The 16404-nt window shown below is 43.3% G+C and carries 20 protein-coding genes and 1 tRNA gene; 9 read left to right on the forward strand and 12 right to left on the reverse strand.

Annotated elements, in window-relative coordinates; all coding sequences use genetic code 11:
- The 4 genes from IM496_RS13030 to IM496_RS13045 form a co-directional block, all read right to left on the reverse strand.
- Positions 1 to 2751 (reverse strand): nSTAND1 domain-containing NTPase (locus IM496_RS13030; protein WP_287662154.1); only part of this gene is annotated, 2751 nt, incomplete at its 3' end.
- A 65-nt stretch (positions 2752 to 2816) separates the two neighbouring features.
- Complete coding sequence (locus IM496_RS13035) at positions 2817 to 3146, reverse strand: coiled-coil domain-containing protein (RefSeq protein ID WP_287662155.1); 330 nt, start codon at positions 3144 to 3146, stop codon at positions 2817 to 2819.
- A 26-nt stretch (positions 3147 to 3172) separates the two neighbouring features.
- Positions 3173 to 3598 (reverse strand): Het-E N-terminal domain-containing protein, encoded by a 426-nt coding sequence (locus IM496_RS13040; protein WP_287662156.1) that lies wholly within the window; start codon positions 3596 to 3598, stop codon positions 3173 to 3175.
- A 37-nt stretch (positions 3599 to 3635) separates the two neighbouring features.
- The gene (locus IM496_RS13045) at positions 3636 to 3806 is read right to left on the reverse strand and encodes a hypothetical protein (RefSeq protein WP_287234207.1); all 171 of its coding nucleotides are present in this window, start codon (positions 3804 to 3806) and stop codon (positions 3636 to 3638) included.
- 277 nt (positions 3807 to 4083) lie between these two features.
- Here IM496_RS13045 and rplS point away from each other — a divergent pair, with 277 nt between their 5' ends.
- From rplS to rplA, 6 genes are all read left to right on the forward strand, one after another.
- Positions 4084 to 4446 carry a 50S ribosomal protein L19 gene (rplS, locus tag IM496_RS13050; protein ID WP_002754314.1) on the forward strand — a complete coding sequence of 121 codons (363 nt, stop codon included), beginning with the start codon at positions 4084 to 4086 and terminating at the stop codon, positions 4444 to 4446.
- A 101-nt stretch (positions 4447 to 4547) separates the two neighbouring features.
- Positions 4548 to 4620: transfer RNA gene (locus IM496_RS13055), tRNA-Trp, on the forward strand.
- Between the two features lie 124 nt (positions 4621 to 4744).
- Positions 4745 to 4981, forward strand: a complete 237-nt coding sequence (secE, locus tag IM496_RS13060) for a preprotein translocase subunit SecE (protein WP_002737505.1) — start codon at positions 4745 to 4747, stop codon at positions 4979 to 4981.
- Positions 4978 to 5595, forward strand: coding sequence for a transcription termination/antitermination protein NusG (gene nusG, locus IM496_RS13065; protein WP_002735925.1), 618 nt, complete (start codon positions 4978 to 4980; stop codon positions 5593 to 5595). Before secE ends, nusG begins: the two co-directional genes overlap by 4 nt.
- Positions 5596 to 5598: 3 nt before the next feature.
- A complete protein-coding gene (rplK, locus tag IM496_RS13070) occupies positions 5599 to 6024 on the forward strand; it encodes a 50S ribosomal protein L11 (protein ID WP_002735897.1) in 426 nt (141 codons plus the stop codon).
- A gap of 55 nt (positions 6025 to 6079) precedes the next feature.
- Entirely contained in the window at positions 6080 to 6793 is a 714-nt protein-coding gene (rplA, locus tag IM496_RS13075; RefSeq protein WP_194014296.1) for a 50S ribosomal protein L1, read from the forward strand.
- A gap of 73 nt (positions 6794 to 6866) precedes the next feature.
- Here rplA and IM496_RS13080 read toward each other — a convergent pair whose 3' ends face one another.
- Positions 6867 to 7190 carry a hypothetical protein gene (locus IM496_RS13080; protein WP_194014294.1) on the reverse strand — a complete coding sequence of 108 codons (324 nt, stop codon included), beginning with the start codon at positions 7188 to 7190 and terminating at the stop codon, positions 6867 to 6869.
- Positions 7156 to 7443, reverse strand: coding sequence for a BrnT family toxin (locus tag IM496_RS13085; RefSeq protein ID WP_193959933.1), 288 nt, complete (start codon positions 7441 to 7443; stop codon positions 7156 to 7158). Before IM496_RS13085 ends, IM496_RS13080 begins: the two co-directional genes overlap by 35 nt.
- A gap of 346 nt (positions 7444 to 7789) precedes the next feature.
- Here IM496_RS13085 and IM496_RS13090 point away from each other — a divergent pair, with 346 nt between their 5' ends.
- On the forward strand, positions 7790 to 7924 hold the full coding sequence (locus tag IM496_RS13090; protein ID WP_265578182.1) for a hypothetical protein: 135 nt from the start codon (positions 7790 to 7792) through the stop codon (positions 7922 to 7924).
- Between the two features lie 83 nt (positions 7925 to 8007).
- Positions 8008 to 8931 carry a bifunctional riboflavin kinase/FAD synthetase gene (locus IM496_RS13095; RefSeq protein WP_287662158.1) on the forward strand — a complete coding sequence of 308 codons (924 nt, stop codon included), beginning with the start codon at positions 8008 to 8010 and terminating at the stop codon, positions 8929 to 8931.
- Here the strand turns inward: IM496_RS13095 and IM496_RS13100 are convergent.
- Together IM496_RS13100 and IM496_RS13105 are read right to left on the reverse strand one after the other, a co-directional pair.
- The gene (locus IM496_RS13100) at positions 8928 to 9200 is read right to left on the reverse strand and encodes a hypothetical protein (protein ID WP_002761130.1); all 273 of its coding nucleotides are present in this window, start codon (positions 9198 to 9200) and stop codon (positions 8928 to 8930) included. The genes IM496_RS13095 and IM496_RS13100 overlap by 4 nt on opposite strands.
- A 6-nt stretch (positions 9201 to 9206) precedes the next feature.
- A complete protein-coding gene (locus tag IM496_RS13105) occupies positions 9207 to 9725 on the reverse strand; it encodes a hypothetical protein (protein WP_002761128.1) in 519 nt (172 codons plus the stop codon).
- Positions 9726 to 9979: 254 nt separating this feature from the next.
- Here IM496_RS13105 and IM496_RS13110 point away from each other — a divergent pair, with 254 nt between their 5' ends.
- Entirely contained in the window at positions 9980 to 10903 is a 924-nt protein-coding gene (locus IM496_RS13110; RefSeq protein WP_287662159.1) for an AAA family ATPase, read from the forward strand.
- 339 nt (positions 10904 to 11242) lie between these two features.
- Here the strand turns inward: IM496_RS13110 and IM496_RS13115 are convergent, their stop codons facing one another.
- The 4 genes from IM496_RS13115 to IM496_RS13130 all read right to left on the reverse strand — a co-directional run bounded on the left by IM496_RS13115 (position 11243) and on the right by IM496_RS13130 (position 16102).
- The gene (locus IM496_RS13115) at positions 11243 to 12157 is read right to left on the reverse strand and encodes a C1 family peptidase (protein WP_287662160.1); all 915 of its coding nucleotides are present in this window, start codon (positions 12155 to 12157) and stop codon (positions 11243 to 11245) included.
- A gap of 54 nt (positions 12158 to 12211) precedes the next feature.
- On the reverse strand, positions 12212 to 12658 hold the full coding sequence (locus IM496_RS13120; RefSeq protein ID WP_194014286.1) for a protease inhibitor I42 family protein: 447 nt from the start codon (positions 12656 to 12658) through the stop codon (positions 12212 to 12214).
- Positions 12659 to 12922: 264 nt separating this feature from the next.
- Complete coding sequence (locus IM496_RS13125) at positions 12923 to 14314, reverse strand: IctB family putative bicarbonate transporter (RefSeq protein WP_194014284.1); 1392 nt, start codon at positions 14312 to 14314, stop codon at positions 12923 to 12925.
- Between the two features lie 144 nt (positions 14315 to 14458).
- Positions 14459 to 16102 carry an alpha-keto acid decarboxylase family protein gene (locus IM496_RS13130; RefSeq protein ID WP_194014282.1) on the reverse strand — a complete coding sequence of 548 codons (1644 nt, stop codon included), beginning with the start codon at positions 16100 to 16102 and terminating at the stop codon, positions 14459 to 14461.
- Between the last annotated feature and the right edge of the window lie 302 nt (positions 16103 to 16404).

A 16404-nucleotide genomic window follows, 5' to 3' on the forward strand; every position in this document is an offset into this window, starting at 1 on the left:
AAGCTCATCATGCCCCTTGAGGGTGCGGATTTCTTGGCCTGTTTCTACATTCCAGAGTTTGATAGTCTTGTCAACACTACCGCTCACTAAAGTCTTGCCGTCGGGACTAAAATTAACGCTATAGACAGCGCTATCATGCCCTTTGAGGGTGAGGATTTCTTCGCCTGTTTCTACATCCCAGAGTTTGCCTGTTTCTACATTCCAGAGTTTGATAGTCTTGTCCCTACTACCGCTCACTAAAGTCTTGCCGTCGGGACTAAAATTAACGCTATAGACACCGCTATCATGCCCCTTGAGGGTGCGGATTTCTTTGCCTGTTGACCCATTCCAGAGTTTGATAGTCTTGTCAACACTACCGCTCACTAAAGTCTTGCCGTCAGGACTAAAATTAACGCTATAGACAGTGCTATCATGCCCCTTGAGGGTGCGGATTTCTTGGCCTGTTTCTACATTCCAGAGTTTGATAGTGTTGTCAACACTACCGCTCACTAAAGTCTTGCCGTCGGGACTAAAATTAACGCTATAGACAGTGCTATCATGCCCCTTGAGGGTGCGGATTTCTTGGCCTGTTTCTACATTCCAGAGTTTGATAGTGTTGTCCTCACTACCGCTCACCAAAGTCTTGCCGTCGGGACTAAAATTAACGCTCCAGACAAAGTTATCATGCCCCTTAAGGGTGCGGATTTCCTTGCCTGTTTCTACATTCCAGAGTTTGATAGTGTTGTCCCAACTACCGCTCACCAAAGTCTTGCCGTCGGGACTAAAATTAACGCTTGAGACAAAGTTATCATGCCCCTTAAGGGTGCGGATTTCCTTGCCTGTTTCTACATTCCAGAGTTTGATGGTGTTGTCATAACTACCGCTCACCAAAGTCTTGCCGTCGGGACTAAAATTAACGCTATAGACAACGCTATCATGCCCCTTGAGGGTGCGGATTTCTTGGCCTGTTTCTACATTCCAGAGTTTGATAGTGTTGTCATCACTACCGCTCACCAAAGTCTTGCCGTCGGGACTAAAATTAACGCTATAGACACTGCCATTATGCCCTACTAAGCGATTATATTCCCTTCCTTCATTCATAATCTTCTGCAAAGCATCAATTACCTTCGTGTTGCTTGCGTTGTGTTTCTGCAAAATTTTTCCTGCCTTAATCGCTTCAACAATAGCATCTAATTCTTTTCCCTCTTCATTAAAGAGATGCAAAGAATAACCACTGAGAGAATTTGCTAAACTAAGTTCTGTATTAACTTCGCGCCGTTTTCTTTCTGCTTCGATTTTTTCTCGTTGCTTTTGATAGTGATAACTAGCTTTAATAAATTTTACGGCTACATCATCTAAATTAGAAAGTGATTTTTCTTTGATAAGATTGACAATCCTTTTCAGTTTAGAACCTCCCCAAAGCTCACTACTCGCTTTTACTGCATCTTGCTTCTGTAAATCATCCCACTGTTTAGCATCAGCATATAAACGACTTCTCAGAACAATTATCTCCTCTTTTTCTCGAATTAAATTCTGTAACACTTTCCAAGAACGTAATAACGCCTCATGCGCTACCTCAACCGTTGCTTTCCCGTCTTCTCCCTTACTCACCAAAAGACGATTATCTATTAATTGATAGAGAACCTCTCTTTGCATTTCCTCCTGTTCAAAACTCGATTTATCCGCCCTTCTGCTAACCGCTTTTTCCCCTTCTAAACTAATTAACTCTAGAAAAATTTCCTCTGCTGCTTTCCGTTGCTGTTCATTAAATTGACTATAAATTTTATCCGCTTGTTTTTCTAGCGCACCCGTTACCCCACCAATCTCTTGATAAATCTTAATATTTAAAATCCGCTCTTGAATATGATTTTTTTGCCACAATAAATCTAACGTATATTGTAACAGAGGTAAAGAGCCAGCCTGTTCATAAAAATCCGCAACAATTTGATTAATTAATCCCTTTTCAAAAATTACACCATTTCTCGCCGCCGGTTCAGCAATAGCTAATCTTAACTGACTTTCATCCATATCTGTTAACATCTTGCTATACTGATCATGGATTTTTCCTAAACTGGGATAAGGACTTAATTTATCTAAAAAATCCGCCCTCATTGTCATTACAATTTTAACTAAACTATCATTATTTTCAATTAATTTAATCAAACTTTTAATGAAAATATCTCTTTCCGTCTTCGGTGTACGAGTAAATAATTCCTCAAATTGGTCAATAAAAATAAACCATAAATCAGAATTATTTTTTAATCCTTCAACCACCTTAATTAAAGTATCTTCCTTAACAGCTTGTGCTAACTTTGCTTGGGATTGTGTATATCTATTCCCTAAAAGACAACCATAAAAAGACTCAAAGGGATTAACATCAGGAACAAAAGTTAAATTAACCAATTTATTTGCGCCCAAATTATCCTTTAACTTAGGAATTAAACCCGCTTGCACGAGAGAAGATTTACCGCTTCCCGACGCACCTAAAAGCAATAAAACATTCTTTTGCTTTAAATAATCAGTTAACTCAATAATCCAATTATCTCGCCCAAAAAACCTATCCTTATCATCTACCTCAAACTTCCTTAAACCCAAATAAGGTGAACCCGTAATTAAAGTTTGAGCCTGAATCTCAACTCCTGACTTTTGGGTGATAATATATTGATTGATTACACCGCCACTAATATCACCTGCAATTCCCTTAAATTCACCATCACCAATAAGACCTTTAACATCACCCCCTATTTCTGAATAATAACTTTTATCAGTCATTTTTGCTACCCCAAAATTATTCTTTTAAAGTTAACTTTAAATTGCAGTTTTAGAATTAGCACTCTTTAAGGACTTCCTACTAAACCAAACAATTTAGCCAAACCGCCTAAAATCGTTACAATTAAAGCAACTAAAATCCCTCGACTGACAAACTCTTGATTCTCTAAGCGCTTTTCCACGCCATCAATTTTTCCCTCTAAACGCTTCTCAATACCATCAATTTTTTCCTCTAGACGCTTCTCGACACCATCAATTTTTCCCTCCAGACGCTTAATTTCACCTTTAACTTCACTAAGTTCAATCTTAATATCAGTAACATCTTTTTGAAGATTGTCTAACTTTTGATTGATTTGAATTAGAAAATCTTTAAGTTCTACCTCAACAGTAATTGACATAAATTTCCCTCCTAAATAATCCTCAACTAATTAATATTCTGACTAATATTTCCACCACTAATATCTCCTGCAATTCCCTTAAAAGTGCCATCTCCCACCATTCCTTTAATATCATCACCAACATTAATATTATTATACTTACCTGCGGCAAATTCTTCAGGTTTTAATTGCTTAAGTAATTCTTCTGCTGTCTTAATAACCTCTGCATCTCTATCAATTTTTGCTTCAAGTAACTCTTCTTTGAGCAGTGTTTTTACCCCCTCTGAATCTGGTTTTTTCTCATGTTTATCGACGATATCACTATCATCTGTTTTCCCTTTTTCTGCAAATTTCTTCTTAATCAACGCTTTTAAACTCTCATAAGCATCCTTAACGGCTGTTCCTGCCGTATCCTTAGCAGCAGCAACCGCACCAGCAGCCAACGCAGCGAGAATTAGAGAAATTGGTTCCATTGCCTGAGACTCCAAATTAGATATTGCTGACTCAATCTTAGATCAAAGCAAAGTATCTGACGCGATTATGGCGCAGGTATTGGGCGCAAATGGCTTGCTCGTCGGGGTTGTTGGCTACTACTATAAGCTGGACGTAGGGGACTTGCTTGGGAATAATATCCCAGCCAGAAAATCGCCCTGTAGAAGAATCAGACCAGCCAGATAGCATATTATCAAAGCGTAAGTCCCTTAGCTGCGGGGACTCTCGAAGGACTTCCCCCTACTTAGGGTGATCAGCACACTTGAGCGATCGGAGGGCGCAGGTTCCTGGCACTTCTACAGTAACGGATTTTGTCCACAATGTAGGGGCGAACTGCGTTCGCCCAAAAGATACATTATCAAAGCGCAAGTCCCTAATCCCGTTTAGATCATATTTCATTTAGACGAGAAAGGCTGTACTTAAAAAAATATGGTATGATAGTAAATTGTCAGTTTTACGAAAGCCGATGAAAACGGAAGAGATTATCAAATCAATCGAAGCCGAGTATCTCAAGAGCGATCTGCCCATTATCCATGTCGGTGACACGATCCGGGTAGGGGTGCGAATCGTTGAAGGAGATAAAGAGCGGATTCAGCCCTACGAGGGTATTGTCATCGCCAAACGCCATGGCGGTATCAACGAAACGATTACAGTACGCAAAGTCTTCCAGGGTGTGGGAGTAGAAAGAGTTTTCCTGCTCCACTCGCCCCGGGTTGCCAATATCAAGATCATCCGTCGTGGTAAAGTACGCCGGGCGAAACTCTACTACCTGCGCGATCGGGTTGGCAAAGCCACCAGGGTTCAAGAACGTTTCGATCGCCCTCTCTAAAAAATTTCCGGCGACAGCCTAACCAAGAAAGTTGCTTAATCGCCAACAACTACGCTATAATAAATAAAGGCCTTAAAAAAGCCCAATAGTTTAGCGAATGGGCGCTCTTAGTTCAGTTGGTAGAACGCAGGTCTCCAAAACCTGATGTCGGGGGTTCAAGTCCTCCAGGGCGCGTTTGGTAATCACCAAGCCGATAATTGCAAAGGACATAATCTAAATGTCTGGGGGTTAGTGTGGGTTGTCCGGTGAAAATGATAAGTTAAGGATAGCTTGAGTATCATTTTAAGGAGTAGCGATCGTGGCCAAAAAAGAAACCCTAGAAAAAGACGCGAGCGACAAGAAAGAGGGAAGCTCCTTTCAGGTCAAGGAATTCGTCAATGAAACCAAAGAAGAACTCGCCAAAGTCGTCTGGCCTTCCCGTCAGCAACTTTTGAGCGAATCGGCGGCGGTGATGTTAATGGTGACTTTGGTAGCCACTCTCATCTATCTAATCGATAAATTCTTTGCCTGGGGTGCGGGGAAGGTGTTCCCATGAATCTAGAAGAAGAGCAGTTTCCCGAAGAACTCAATCTTAGCGGCCTACCGAAAAAACCCCGTTGGTATGCCGTGCAGGTGGCTTCCGGTTGTGAGAAACGGGTCAAAGCTAATTTGGAACAGCGCATCCACACCCTCGATGTGGCCGATCGCATTTTGCAAGTTCAGATTCCCCAAGCGGCCACCGTCAAAGTCCGCAAGGATGGTTCACGGCAACACGGTGAGGAAAAAGTCTTCCCCGGTTATGTCCTGATCAGAATGATCATGGATGATGACGCTTGGCAGGTGGTGAAAAACACCCCCCATGTGATCAACTTTGTCGGGGCCGAACAAAAACGCCACTACGGACGCGGCCGCGGTCACGTCACCCCGCTACCCTTGAGTATGTCAGAAGTCGATCGCATCTTCAAACAAGCTCAGATTCAAGAACCCGTCGTCAAAATCAATATGGAAGTTGGCGATCAAATCTTGGTTCTATCCGGTCCATTTAAGGACTTTGAAGGGGAAGTGATCGAAGTTAGTCCCGAGCGCGGCAAACTCAAGGCCCTGCTCTCCATTTTTGGTCGGGATACCCCGGTCGAATTGGAATTTAATCAAGTCGAAAAACAAAACTAAATCATGGCTAAAAAAGTCGTCGCAATTATTAAACTAGCTTTACCTGCTGGTAAGGCTAACCCTGCTCCTCCGGTCGGTCCTGCTTTGGGTCAACACGGGGTGAATATTATGGCGTTTTGTAAAGATTACAACGCTAAAACCGCCGATCAGGCCGGGATGATCATCCCTGTGGAAATCTCCGTTTTTGAGGATCGGAGTTTTACCTTTGTCCTCAAAACTCCCCCCGCTTCCGTTCTCATCCGTAAAGCGGCCGGTGTGGAAAGAGGTTCCAACGAACCTAACAAGAAATTTGTCGCCACCATTACCCGCGACCAATTACGCGAAATCGCCCAAACTAAAATGCCCGATCTTAACGCTAACGACATCGAAGCGGCCATGAATATTGTGGCGGGAACGGCCAGAAATATGGGTGTCAAGATCTCAGACTAAATCTTATTTCGGGGAGAAGTTAAGCTTCGTTATTACCCAAGGAGCAACAAATCAGATGGTAAAAAAAGTTTCACGACGTTTGCGAGATGCCCAGGCTAAGGTAGAAAATAAAGCCTACGAGCCATTAGAGGCACTAACATTATTAAAGGAATTAGCGACGGCGAAATTCGACGAAACCGCCGAAGCTCATATTCGTTTAGGCATCGATCCTAAATATACCGACCAACAACTGCGGACAACGGTAAGTTTACCCAAAGGAACCGGACGCACGGTGCGAGTAGCGGTCATTACTCGCGGGGAAAAGGTACAGGAAGCGAACAACGCCGGGGCCGATATCGTTGGTTCGGAAGAATTAATCGAAGAAATCGCCAAGGGGATGATGGATTTCGAGGTGTTAATCGCCACCCCCGATATGATGCCGAAAGTGGCGAAATTAGGTCGTCAACTTGGTCCACGGGGTTTAATGCCTTCACCGAAAGGGGGAACCGTAACCACGGATTTAACGGGAGCGATCTCTGAGTTTAAAGCGGGTAAATTGGAATTCCGGGCCGATCGCACTGGGATCGTTCACGTTCAATTTGGTAAAGCTTCTTTTAGTGCTGAGGATCTGTTAGTTAATTTGAAAGCTTTACAGGAAACGGTGGACAGAAACCGTCCTTCCGGGGCAAAAGGTCGTTACTGGCGCACAGTTTACGTTTCTTCCTCCATGGGGCCATCGATTCAAGTGGATATTAGCGCCCTGCGGGATCTGAAATTAGCAGAAGGTTAATGACAGTTATTTTTCTTTGAAAAAGCCTCCAAGTAATTGGGGGTTTTTTTTTGGGATTTTATCTATTCTAAGATCATTGATTTTCATTTTTGGGTTCTTCTATAATCAATACAGCCTGATATTGTCCTTCTTTTAAATTTGAGGGAACTTGTACGGTTAATTGACCTTCATTGTTAACGAATGCTTCAACTTCAATGGTTTTCATGTTAACATATCTCTCTTCATTTTCTGCTATAATTTTAACGGTAGAAGCATCCTTATCTGCTAAAGATCGAGCATACTTTCCTCTGACTGCACTTTTTAAATGAGACTCCGTTAAAACCTGAGAATAATCATCTAACATTTCATTATCTTTGAGGGGATCATTGATTACTTTGTTCGTAGATTTTTCTTTCATGTTTAGTTACTCTCCTAGCACTAATGATTCTGATGTTTCCTTGTCTTTCAGCATGAACAACTAAAAGCAAGCGGTTTTGACTAGAATAACCAATTGTCAAAAAACGATCTTCTAAGATTGAATGAGTAGGATCATCTAAAGTCAAAGAATAGGTATCTTCAAAGACAGTTTTAGCCTCATTAAAAGAAATATCGTGTTTTCTCAGATTTATCTTAGCTTTATCTTCATCCCATTCAAAATTAGTCGTCACCATCTCAATTATACACAATAAATAAAATAAGTGGTATAAAAATCGCCCACCTTACTAAGTACCTAAGCAAAATTAATTACACATATCTAACCACCTCTTGCCTCCTGCCTTTTGCCTTTTGCCTATCTTCACTAGGAAATTAATTTTGCACGACTACTTATGGTAAACCGTTAGTTAACTAAAGTGCGATCACCTTTCGCTAGATACTTCTGGGATCGCTCTATGATTAGTAACAGGATTAGAACCAAAGAAACAAAAACAAGAAACTTATGCTTGATTCAGATTGGGAAACCACAACAGCACGAAGAACAACCACAGACGACCAAAACAAGAACGAACTGAACAATTAATGAATGCTTGTTTCCCTCATCTTTCTGGTGCAATTAATTGGGAATGCCGGGCCGATCGCACCGGGATCGTTCACGTTCAATTTGGTAAAGCTTCCAAAGGTCCCCAAGGGATTGGGGGTGTTTTTTTGGCTTAATCGCCCGATTGATATAGAATCAAAAGGCTACACTCAAGATTAATCGCTTGAATTATTCTCTTGTATCTGTTCTTAAAGCCAGCGTGTGGATTGTAGATTCCCCTAATACCCGTATTTTAGCCCCCAGTGCGATCGCTCTTGGTAACTTTGATGGTTTGCACCTAGGTCATCAAACCGTCCTACAGCCAATTTTTCAGGATGAACCCGCTTATCCCACCGTTGTTAGTTTTACTCCCCACCCGCGGGAATTTTTTACGGGGGAAAAATGGCAGTTATTAACTCCTCTAGGGGAAAAGGTGGAGGTTTTGGAGAATTTAGGCGTTAAACAATTAGTTTTACTGCCTTTCTCTGCTCAATTAGCTTCCCTGACTCCCTTGGCTTTTATCGAACAGATTTTAGTAGCAAAATTACAGGCTAAATCGATCAGTGTTGGTCAAGATTTCCGCTTCGGTTATCGTCGTCAAGGTACAGCCGAAGATTTATTACAGATCGCCTCTCAATTTAACATTAAAGTCGAGATTGTTGCTTTAAAAAACTGTGGGACGGGTCGAATTAGTAGTTCCCTAATTCGTCAAGCTTTGGCAGCAGGAAACGTTCAGCAAGCTGGGCAAATGTTAGGTCGTCCCTACAGTTTAACCGGTCGTGTGGTCATCGGGCAACAGCTGGGCAGAACATTAGGTTTTCATACCGCTAATCTACAGGTTCCCCCCGATAAATTATTGCCGCGATTCGGAGTTTATTGCGGTTGGGTGCATCTCGATGGTTCTCGCTTACCGGCAGTTATGAACATCGGTTATCGTCCCACGATCGAGGGAAAAACTATCAGTGTGGAAATCCATTTATTGGATTGGTCGGGCAATGTATATGATCGCATTTTAACGATGGATTTAGTGCAATTCCTGCGACCAGAACAGAAATTTAATTCTCTCGATCGATTAAAAAATCAGATCGAGATAGACTGCGATCGCTCTCGGTTAATTCTAAGTTCTGTAACCGACAACTCCTAATATTTTTGGTATTCTCTTTCCACTTTACCCACGGCTTTCAATAAAGGAGAATCGAGGGAATCGATCCAATCAGCTACTTCTCGCGCTAATCCTAGGGTAACAATGCCTTGAGACGGTGGTAATTGACCAGCTAAAGCCTGACTTTTGATGGTTTTCAGGACAGAAATTAAACCCTCAATCCGAGTCGATCTTTCTGTTTTCCGCATCTGTTCGGCCACGGTAATAGCTTGGTCAATTGATTGAATTAATTCCCTCATGTTCGTTTCCATAATATTCTAGCGACAGGAAAGAGATGTAACCGTTATTGCTCGCCCCTCTCCCCATTGTATATTGGCATCTCGCGAGTCTTTAATAAAAGTTTGCTGACCACCACCGGGATAACAATCAGCCGGATTCTGGGGGGCGACAATTCCTTGATAAACCGTTGTTCCCGCCGGTAAAGTCACCGATACTACTTTGGTCGCTTGATTGGGAGGATTCCACTTTTGATCGAGGGCTAAATTTCTGATCACCTCCACATTGGTGGTATATTGATCCGTTGTTAGAAAACGACCTTTTTTGTAATTTTCGTCACTATAATAACGGAAGAAAGTCTGGGGTTTTTCTAGGGTAATTGCCTGACATTCACTATTGCGAAAAGTGATGGCAAGATCTGGAGGAAGGGGACAGGAAGGAGCCTGATCTTGAGCCAATATTTTCCGAGAATTGAAAGTCAAATTTTCGGGTAAACTATTGGTTAATGTACTGGCAGCGATTCCTAAAACAAGACTAAAAACGAGTGAACTGGCTTTCATCTTCACTGATTAAGAGAAATTCTTCTCGATTTTACCGTACTGAACCGACTTAAAATCTTGATTTCGCCCACTGGCAACAATTCTTAACTAATTTTCTCCCTGCTCGCCACCCTAACCCCGATTAGCTCCCTAGCAGAAAATTTCCCGCCATTGTCTGTCAACTTTTCTCGCTAGTGTGGGCAAATTAGGAAAAGAATCGTTAAGATCAAGAAAACTTAACATTAATCTTCTTGACAAAATACCCCTTTTGTGCTATGAGAGACGCTATTGATATTTTGATGGAAAATTTGAGCCGGAGCATCGTCGGCCAAACCGAATCGATTCGCATTGTGCTGGTGGCTTTGCTCAGTGGTGGTCACGCTCTCCTGGAAGATGTACCCGGAGTCGGCAAAACCCTGTTAGCTAAATCCTTAGCGCGTTCAATTAACGGTCGTTTCCAACGGGTACAATGCACCCCCGACCTCCTCCCCAGTGATATCACGGGAACGACGATTTGGAACCCCAACAGTCGCGAATTTGAATTTATCCCTGGCCCCGCTTTTGCTAACGTCCTGTTGGCCGATGAAATCAACCGGGCTACCCCGCGCACCCAATCGGCACTTCTAGAAGTCATGGAAGAAAAACAAGTTACCGTCGATGGAGAAGCGCGGCCGGTCCCCCAACCCTTCTTTGTTATCGCCACCCAAAACCCAATCGAATATCAAGGCACTTTTCCGCTTCCAGAAGCGCAAATGGACCGTTTTGCCGTTTGCCTGAGTTTGGGTTATCCCAGCGCCACAGAAGAATTAAAAATGTTACAAAGACAGCATTCTCAAGAGGCGGTTAAATCCCTAGAAGCTTGTATTTCCCTAGAACAGGTGGGAGAATTGCAAAGATTAGTCAGTCTGGTCCGGGTAGCTCCTGCTTTACAGCAATATATCGTCGATTTAGTCCGCGCTACCCGTGATCATGAAGATATTAGTTTAGGAGTCAGTCCCCGGGGTTGTGTGGTTTTGCAAAAAGCAGTTCAAGCTTACGCTTTCTTGAAAGGTCGCGATCATGCTATCCCCGATGATGTTAAGTTTATTACTCCCTATGTCTTCTGCCATCGTCTGATTCCTAGTCACGGTCGTCAAGCTAAAGAGATCGTGGAAAGACTTCTGCAATCGGTGGCGATCGAGGATCGCATCTATGCTTAAATTTCAGTTATCGATGAACGGTAAGTTACAGGATATTTCTAAATTCTGCCAAATTGGTAGAGCCGATCTATTAATTGCTAGTATTACCTTAGCTAACTCAAGGCTGGAGTAAAAATATTTTGAACGTGCTTCTGTTTTTACTTTTTTTGACCATCTTTCCATGCCAGAACAGTAATCAAAACGGAGGAAGCAGGAAGCCCTCGCTTTTAGCGATGGGTATGTCACAAAGCTTCCCCTAAAAAATTCAACAAACGGTGAGTTTTCACAGCGTCCCCCCTATTCTGAAAAAACTCACCAGAAGCCTTTATTTTGCCCCTCACACCTTATCGAATCGGTCTCCTATCCGAACTGTCCCGTATCGATCCATTCACTCTTGATTAGCGACCACCAATCAGTTGCCAGACCATCGAGGACGTACTTGTAGGGCAGCCAGCCGTAGCCTGCGCTTCCCCATCCCGTCCCCCAAGAGTTGCGGATGAGCAAGGCACCCGTCGTTTCGAGACCACCGGCATTGGTGTTCTTGATCTTGAGGTTGTCGTCGTAACCAACTGCGTCAATGGCGTGACCGCCGAGAACTCTCTCGCCCCGAGTCGGGTAAGGAATCTTGCCGCCATTGGTGTTGGCCTGACTGATAGAACTGTAAACAGTAAAGCCAAACATTGAGGGCAGCCCATTTGCCAAGTAGGTTTTAATCTGAGTTAATAGGTTGCTCCGTGTCGTTCCTGGGGGGTCGAGGCGGTAGTAGGAAATCGCCTGATAGCTTTGGCCAAAAGCGTAGCAGAATGCCGACGGCTCTTTGTCAAAATCAGCGATATTGTAGGGATAGTATTCTTCTGGTGGTACGCCAAACAAGGTGAGGGCGTACATTGTTGAGCGCAAGAAGGCTCCCGTATCTCCCGTCCATTTGAGCAAGTTGCGCGTCACTTTGTAGAGGAAGAGTCTGGAAGCATCGAGGTGTTTGCCAAAAGCTCGCCGCTCAAAATACTCCACCAGTCCGACACCGGCGTGGGCCGTACAAGAACCGATAGTTTGTTGATCCTCCATGGGGGAACACCACGGCCTCAAGTCCACGCTGGTTGGCAGCGCTGCTGGGGCAGATGTCGTTGCTCCCACTTTGGCCAGCATTTGCTTGACAGATGGCTGTCCCAAAGCTTGCAGTTTGGACGGTACGCGTTCAGATTGAAAAGTGACATCACGAATATCGGGATAGTCGGGCAACCATCCCATTGCGGGAATTACAAATGTTTCACTCATTTTTCCTTTCCTCCTAAGTCGTTACTCACTAGCCCTTGGCTATCTGAGAAGCCTTTACTCTCGGACTTGGAGCGTGACAGTAAATCGTTCGACAACTGACGGCTCTCCCTGCCACTCTCGCCAGAGCTTAAGCCTTAGTTGGTCTATCCCAGCCCGTTGCGCTTTAAAGGTTAGGATTCTCTGACCGCCCCCGCCGACTCTCGACTCCCTGGCAGGTACATACTCAGAGGCCTGCAGCTCCACTAAAGCGCTCCCGACACCATCGACCGCCCACTGAAAGCCAGTGGTGGGATTCTCGTCGAGGGAAAGTAGCAGTAGGTCGTTGACCTGCATGGTGATGGATTTGCCGTTGTCAGTGCGAGTAAGGGTTAGCATTGTATCTTGACCGTTCCCTCCTTTCGGGTTCCACTCTGTCGCCCCACAGCCCCGGAAAAAGACTGGGAAAAGCACGAGAATTAGAGTTATGACAATCGCAACGGCCCACTTAAGAGAACGATCCATTATTTTCCTCCCTCGTCTCTATAACGGCCACAGGGATTTACTCTCGTTATTGCAGTTAGGAAATCGCGCCAAGCGCAGAACAAACTGGGAAACGATCTAATTTAATTATCTCTTGCTTTGCCCACCGAGAGATGGTACGATGGGAGGTTTGTGATTTTTCTTAATAATCCCCCTCGCCTACGCCTACACGAGCTTCAAATACCCTTCAGAGCAGTCCTATCCGTAATTTGAAATAACTCCTCAATGCTCCCCCATTTCGCCCCCCTAGAGGAGGGAATTGCCACGCTCAAAATCCCTAGCGGGGGAATAACAACGACTAGCAATTAAACCCAAAACTAACCACCAGAGGGTACTAACTTGGGGACGATACCAAACCGTATCAAAAAAACCGTGGGCAAGAATTCCAGCCATAGCGGCAATTGCCCCGATTAACCAAAAGCCTTGACTATCCATTTTATCGCGTAAAAGTTTAATTTGATTGATGCCTTGGCCGATAGTCGTGACTAATAACCAGAGGAAACAGGTAAAACCAATAATTCCCGTTTCTACCATGATTTCTAATAGCACAGAATAGGCACTTAAAGCCGTGTATTTTGGTTTCATGAATAGGGGGTAAATTTTCTTAAAAGCATCATTACCCGGTCCGATGCCCAAAAGCGGATAAGTTTGAATCATGCGGATAACTGCATCCCAAACATTAATCCGAAAGTTATTACTACTATCTTCCCGGCCTGCAAAAATACTCATCACCCGAATTCGCAGCGGATCCACCAATAAAATCGCCCCTAAAATCACCACGGCTAAACCCCCTAAAACTAAGGGTAAAAGCCATGTTTGCCAAAATAACGGTAGATAATTTTTGAACCAATAAAATAATAGCAATAAGAAGACGATTCCTAAGACCATCAAACCAATCCAACCGCCACGACTCTCGGTAAAAAATAAACAAGCGGCATTGGCTAAAGTTAGTAAAGCCGCTAAAATTTTCGGTAGCCATCCCTGCCACACAAATAATGCCGCACCGCTAAAGGCAATACCAGGGAATAAATAACTAGCTAATAAATTAGGATTACCGAGATAACTATAAACCCTAGTATCTCCCGCTAATTCTGAAGTGGGATCGTTCCAAGTTGCTAACTGTTCCGCACCAAAAATTTGCTGACGAATGCCGTAAACGCTCACTGCTAAGGCGGTTAAAACTAAAGTAGTCAGAATCCAATTTGTTAGGCGTGGCGAACGCATGATTCGGGCGGTAAAGGCAAAAAAGATGAGATTGAGAGTTAATTTAATTAGTCCTTCCAAAGCTGCCATTTTAACGGGAGAAAAAGCCGTAGAAACCGTGGCAATTCCCCAATATAAAAGCACTAAAATGTGAATCGGTGTTACCCCGATTTTGCCTTCATCCACAAGAGTTAAGAGTAGCCAATAACCGGCTATTGCTAACAATAAAAAACCGATTTGACTGGTGGAAAAAAACGGCGCAGTGGCGATAAGAAGAGAGATTAACAGCGCACCCATCAGTTCTGTCCACTCCACAAACCGGCTACCCTGTCGCCATTGACTAAAAAGGCCGACGAAACGATGCAGATAGCTATATTTTGACCAAGAAGCGGGGGAAAAGTTCAGTAGGGTGATTTGTTTCCAAAAAGCATTCATAGGGTTTTTAGTTGCGGTTGTCACCATCACACTGTGATTAAGATACCGATTGTATCTTAATTGTTGACTCTTGGGAGCGAAAAGAGTTTCAGTCTGGTGTCTTAGGGCAGCTTCACACAGTCAAAACCTAATAGCATAACCAGTCTAAGCATGGGGTGAACGTAAAGCTTGACCTAAACGAGTTAAGCCTTGGGAACAGTCAAAACGATCGAGATGTACTTCAATAAATGATAGGCGATCGATGTTACCCTGGGCAATCGATAAAGCCTTTTCTAATTCCCCTTCTGTCCTGACTTGACAACTCCAACTTTCCCCGTTAAATACTGCCGGTAATTGATGATATTTCCACGGTTGTAGATCATTATAAATATTATCCTGAATTACCCGCTCGATCGTGTAACCGTCGTTATTAATTAAAAAGATAATTGGATTGAGATGGTGACGGATAATTGTCGAAAGTTCTTGGGCGGTCATTTGAAAAGCACCATCACCCACAAAGACGATAGGACGAGTATTTGGTGCGGCAAAAGCTACTCCTAAACAGGCGGGAATTGAATAACCAATAGAGAGATAAAATGCTTGACCAATAAAGTCGGTTTTTTGAGGCATTAATAAATCAATCGTGGCAATAATTGCATCCCCTGTATCAGAAATAACAAAAGATTCTTGAGCGATAAAATGATTCATTCGCTCATAAAAACGAGCATTAGTTAATTTTTGCTCTGGCACGGCAATGAATTCTAAATCCTTCAATTCGGCCGCGGGTTTAATCTCTAGTGTAGCCGCTTCTTTGTGACTTAGCTTATTAATTAAACCATCGATAAAATCCCCTAGGAATACCGGTTGATAAAAGTGATGTTTAATTTTTACCTTCTCAGAATTGGCATTAATCAAATTATTGGGATTTAAATTAGCCGTAAATCCGCCTAAATTCATATCGGACATGATCGCCCCCAAACAGAGGACACAATCGGCATTTTCCACCCGTTGACTAACGTATTCGCGACTTAATGCCCCCACATAAGTGCCGATAAATTGCGGCTGCATTTCCGAAATTGACGACTTACCTAAAATAGTGGTAGCTAAGGGATAACCCGTTACTTCTAAAAGTTTCAGCAACTTATCCTGGAGTTTAAAACGATGGAATTCTACCCCCGCTAAAATAATTGGTTTTTCCGCTTTTTCTAATAAAAAAACCGCCTCTTCAACGGCTTCTTCTAAAGCGGCGGTATCCGTGAGATTATCGGTTAAATAAATTGGATTTTCTGAGGGGATACAGGGACGATAGACTAGATCCCGGGGAATTTCGATATACACAGGACGTTTGTGATGCAAACAAGCTGTTAAAGTTTGATCGATTTGACTGGCTGCTTGGGCAGAATTAGTGAGAATAACCGAGGCAACCGTGACTTTTTCCATGATGGAAAATTGCAGATTATAATCGCCCGTGGTGTGGTGTAATAATAAATTATCCCGGCGAATCGAGCGATCGGAAGCCCCACTAATTACCACCAGGGGAACTCTTTCTGCGTAAGCACCGACCACAGCATTAACGAGGCTAAATCCCCCCACTCCGTAGGTGACACAGACAGCGCCCATGCCTTTAACTCGCGCGTAGGCATCGGCGGCATAACCCGCGTTAAGCTCATTACAGGTGCAAACTAATTCGATCGGACTTTCCACCAAAACATCCATCAAATCGAGGACATAATCCCCCGGCACCCCAAAAATATGATTAACCCCTAAATTATGGAGACGCTGGAATAAATATTCGCCGATGGTGATCATAGCAATTTTCTTCTCTGTGTTGGCACTTTTACGCCGATCATAGCGATTTTTTAAAAAAATAGGCTAATGTCCAGTAATGAACTAGAAAGTAAAAATCAGCAGACTCTAATTAAGTAGCTGTTTGCAATTAAATAGAAGATAGGTTTTGCACTCGATCCCCCCTGCCCCCCTTATTAAGCTATCCCTTATAGGGATCTTTCTTAACAATTTTTGCAGTAAGCACTCCAACCCTTATCCTGACTTGATTTCAGTTTTTTCTTTGTCAGTAAGGGTGTCAACAAGGAATATTACAAATTGTTAAC

The sequence above is a fragment of the Microcystis sp. M049S2 genome (genome assembly GCF_020245625.1).
Taxonomy (GTDB): Bacteria; Cyanobacteriota; Cyanobacteriia; order Cyanobacteriales; family Microcystaceae; genus Microcystis; species Microcystis ichthyoblabe_A.